The 4,617-nt window shown below is 61.6% G+C and carries 2 protein-coding genes and 1 tRNA gene; 1 reads left to right on the top strand and 2 read right to left on the bottom strand.

The features are described 5' to 3' along the window. Window positions 1-162 precede the first annotated feature (162 nt). Window positions 163-254, top strand: a tRNA-Ser gene (locus G552_RS0113415). 103 nt (window positions 255-357) lie between these two features. Here the strand turns inward: G552_RS0113415 and G552_RS0113410 are convergent. Then, the gene (locus G552_RS0113410; protein ID WP_027883469.1) at window positions 358-849 is read right to left on the bottom strand and encodes a heme-degrading domain-containing protein; all 492 of its coding nucleotides are present in this window, start codon (window positions 847-849) and stop codon (window positions 358-360) included. A gap of 19 nt (window positions 850-868) precedes the next feature. After that, a complete protein-coding gene (gene dnaE / locus G552_RS0113405) occupies window positions 869-4,594 on the bottom strand; it encodes a DNA polymerase III subunit alpha (protein WP_051195828.1) in 3,726 nt (1,241 codons plus the stop codon). Window positions 4,595-4,617 lie beyond the last annotated feature (23 nt).

Here is a 4,617-nt window from a genome sequence, read left to right as displayed (position 1 = left end):
GGGTCTTGCTCCCTTGGAGTATTTAGCTAAGATGCAGGAGGAGTCGGTTCCCCAGTCTCACATGTGTTGACCGATTACATCAGCTTGACGCTTCTAGGCGTGCCCTGTAGACTCGTCTTTGCCTCAGGGGGCACGAGCCTGCCTTGTCCCGGGAGGAATTTTGGAGTGGTGCCCGAGTGGTTGAAGGGGCACGCCTGGAGAGCGTGTATAGGGTGTTCGCCCTATCGAGGGTTCGAATCCCTCCCACTCCGCCAAATCGCCGCCCGGCTTTGGGCGGCTTTGTCATAGAAAAGACTCCAGAGCCAGCCGCTCGAGGCCCTCGGCTGGTTGTAGACCTGAATGAAAGCCAGCCATGGCTCATGGGTCTAGGGCCAGTTCGTCTGGCGGCTGGCCTAGAAAGCCCGCCAGCACCTCCACCACCAGTTCGTGGTCCTCCCGCTGCGGCAGGCCAGAGACGGTGATGGCCCCGATGCAGCCCACCCCCTGCACAAAGATGGGAAAACTACCCCCATGGGCTGCATAGTCGCGCGGGTTCAGGCCGCGCTCCTCTAGGCTGCGCTGCTTTTGCTTGAGCCACAGGCCCACCGCATACGAACTACGGTGAAAATGCCGCACCACGTTGCGCTTGCGCCGAAGCCAGGCCACATTGTCCGGGGTGGTGCCAGGCATAGCGTAGAAAAACAGCGGCTGGGCGAAAAAGCCAATGTCAATGGCTATCGGGCTGTGCAGCGCCTCGGCAGCCTGCTTGAGCCGGAGGCCCAGCTCCCAGGCATCCCGGGCATCAAAGCGCTCGAAGCGCAGCCGGGCTTCCTGTTCAGCAATGCCCTTTAGGTCCTGCTCAAGGTTCATGCGTTCACCTCCCCTGCCCTTAGAAGGGCACTACCGGCCCTTGGTCGTCCTTGGCGCTTCGGCCCCCGTTCCCTTGGGCTAAAAGGGTTTCCCGGTCGGGAATAACCCGGGCCTCGAGCCAGTCTAACTCCTTAAGCAGCGGCAGGGCTTCCTCACTGGCACGCACCTCACGGGCCTCTACCAAAGCCCATCCATCCGGCCCCCGCACCTTCATCTGTACCGGCAGGGCTCCGGGGTACTCATCCAGGCGGCTTCTTAGGTCCAGAAGCTTCTCTTCATCCACCAAAGCCAGATCGAGTTCCAGTTCCAGCACTTTGGGCAGACCCTCGAGCTCGTGGTGGGGGAAAACCTCCTGGGCCACCACCCGCAAACCCTCGCCCTCCCCCTCGGGCTCCACCTCCACCACCACCAGCACGGCGGCATCCTCGCGAAGGCGGGGCGAGATGCGCTCATAGGCCTTGCCAAAGGCCACCACCTCCACCGCCCCAGTTTCATCGCTCAAGACGAAGCGGATCAACATCCCCCCCGATTTGGTGGGCTTGCGGGCGATACCCTCCACCATCCCGGCCAGTATCAGCCGAACCCGGTTGCGGCTACCCCTTAGCTCGGCAAAGGCCTGGGGCAGCTCCTCGAGGGTACAGCTCGCCGCCTCGCGCAACCCCACATGGCGTAGAAGGGGATGACCGGTCACGTAGATGCCCAGGGCCTCTTTTTCCATGCGCAATTCGGTAATGGCGTCCAGCCGAGGCCCTTTGGGCAAAGCTGGCTCCTGTGAGGCAAAGAGGCCCATCATGCCGGACTGGGCCATCTCCCGCTCGGACTGGGCCCACTTCAAAAGGTCGTCCAGCGCCGCCAACATAGGCCCCCGGGGGCCAAAGGCATCGAAGGCTCCAGCCTTGATGAGCGATTCCACCACCCGCTTGTTGGCCACGCTGCCATCCAAGCGGCGCAGGAAGTCGGGCAAGGATCGGAAGGGTCCGCCCCGCTCCCGTTCGGCCAGGATTTGCTCCACCGCAGCCTCGCCCACGTTCTTGACCGCGGAAAGGCCAAACAAAACGCTTTTTTCAAGGGCGCGGAAGCTAAAACCAGAGCGGTTGATGTCGGGGGGCAGCACCTCCACCCCGGCTATTCGGGCAGCGCGGATGTACTCGGCTACTTTGTCGGAGTCGCCGCGTTCTACTGTGAGCACCGCAGCGAAGAATTCCACCGGAAAATGGGCTTTTACGTAGGCGGTCTGGTAGGTCAGGATGGCGTAGGCCGCCGCGTGGGACTTGTTGAAGCCGTAGTTGGCGAAGGCCTCGAGCAGATCGAAAAGCCGGTCGGCCTCTTCGGCAGGAATACCCTTTTTCGCTGCACCCTCCTTGAAGACCTGCCGGTGCTTTTGCATCTCCTCCATCTTCTTTTTGCCCATGCTCCGGCGCAGCAGATCGGCCTCCCCCAGGCTATAGCCGGCCACCGCCGAGGCGATCTGCATGATCTGCTCCTGGTAGACCGGAATACCGTAGGTCTCCTCTAGGATGGGGCGGATGTACTTCTCGCAGTGGGGAAACTGGGGGTACTCCACCGGCTCACGCCCGTGGTGCCGGCGGATGTAGGTGGGGATGTTCTCCATAGGGCCGGGTCGGTACAGCGCCCCCAAGGCGATGATGTCCTGAATCCGGCGCGGCTTGAGGCCCCGCACCGTGCTGGTCATACCCGCCGAGTCCAGCTGGAAAACCCCTTTGGTCTCGCCCCGGCCCAGAAGCTCAAAAGTGGCCCTATCCTCCATGGGCAACCGGTCGAAGTCCAGCTCCACCCCCTTAGACTCCTTGACGATGCGCTTGCACTCGTCCAAAAACGAGAGGGTGCGCAGGCCCAAAAAGTCCATCTTCAAAAAGCCCAAAGCCTCCACCGAGGCCATGTCGTACTGGGTGACCTTGGCCTCACCGTCGCTGGAGCGCATCAAGGGAATGTAGTCTTGCAAAGGCACATCGGCGATGACCACCCCGGCGGCGTGCACGCTGGCCTGGCGGTTCAAGCCCTCGAGCTTCTGGGCTACCTCCATAACCCGCTTCACCAGGGGGTCTTTGGCCATCTCGGCCTTAAGGTCGGGTACCGTCTCGATGGCTTGCTCTAGCGGGATGGGCTTGCCAAAGACCACCGGTACCAGTTTGGCCAGCTCGTCGGCCTTCTTAACTGGCAGGCCGAACACCCGGGCCGCATCCTTGATGGCCGCTTTGGAGGCCAGGGTGCCAAAAGTGCCGATCTGGGCCACCTTATCGTCGCCATAGCGCTGGCGCACATACTCGATAACCTCGCCCCGGCGCACGTCGGAAAAGTCGGTATCGATGTCCGGCATGGAGACCCGGGCTGGGTTGAGAAAGCGCTCAAAGAGCAGGTTGTACTCCAGAGGGTCAATATTGGTGATGCCGCTAGCGTAGGCTACCAACGAACCCGCTGCCGAACCCCGCCCTGGCCCCACCGAGATGCCCTGGGCTTTAGCCCAGTTGATGAAATCGCTAACGATGAGCAGATAAGCGGAAAAGCCCATCCGCTCCACCACGCTAAGCTCATACACCGCGCGGGCTAGAATGGCCCAGGGACCCCAGGGGGGAGCTGGCTCAGGCAGTTGGGCGCGGGCTGCCTCGAGGTCCACCTCTTCGGCCAAGGCCCGCACCAGCACCGTTTCGTCTCCATGAGGGACTGGCCTCTTTAGCTTGCGCAGGAATTCCCGGTAGATATCGGCGGTAATCCGATCAGGGTAACGCTTCAAAAGGCCACTAAAGGTAAGCTCACGGAAATAGCTCACCTCGGTGCGCCCCTCGGGCAGGGGGTACTTGGGAATGCGGTACTGCACCTTTTTGGGCACCAGATCGACCTGGCACATCCGGCCTATAGCCAGGGAGTTGTCGAACAGCTCTTCCAGGCGAGAGCCCCACAGCTCGCGCTCGTCCTGAAAGGTCTGGTGCATCTCCTCCGGGCTTTTGACGTAGAACTCGTCGCAGGGGAACTTCCAGCGGTCGGGGTCGTCCCAGGTGGCCTTGGACTGCACCGCCAGCAACACCGCATGGGCTTCAGCGTCCTCCTTGCGCACGTAGTGCCCGTCGTTGGTGGCCACCAGGCCCAGGCCGTACCTGTCGGCTAGCTCCTTCAAGACCCGGTTGACCTTGTGCTGCTCGGGCAGGCCATGGTCCTGTATCTCGATGAAGTAGCGTTCCGGGCCAAAGATGGAAAGATACTCCTCCAGGCGACGCACAGCCTCCTCGAAGCGCTCCTGCAGGATGAACTGGGGTATCTCGGCCCCTAGGCAGCCGGAAAGAGCGATAATACCCGCGTTGTGTTCACGCAAAATCTCCCGGTCGATGCGAGGTTTGCCGTAGAAGCCCTCGAGGTAGGCCCGGCTAGCCAGGCGACAGAGGTTCTGGTAGCCCTGCATGTTCTGGGCCAGTAGGGTTAGGTGAAAGTAGCCCCCATCCAGCCCTTTGCCCTGCTTACGGTCGAAACGGCTCTCCGCCGCCACATAGGCCTCGTAACCGATGATGGGCTTGACGCCCATCTCGCTGGCATACTTGTAAAACTGCACCGCCCCAAAAAGGTTGCCATGGTCGGTCATGGCCAGCATGGGTTCCTGGGGGGAGACCTGCTTGACCCACTGGAGGAGGTCTTTCAAGCGGGCCGCCCCATCGAGAAGGGAAAACTGGGTGTGCTGGTGCAGGTGGGCGAAGTTTCGCCTCGAAGGGGTTTGGGAAGAGTGTCCATTCGCCATTATGCAAAAAGCATAAACCATAG

The organism is Meiothermus rufus DSM 22234 (assembly GCF_000423425.1).
Taxonomy (GTDB): domain Bacteria; phylum Deinococcota; class Deinococci; order Deinococcales; family Thermaceae; genus Meiothermus; species Meiothermus rufus.
This window is presented reverse-complemented; position numbering and strand designations above follow the sequence as displayed.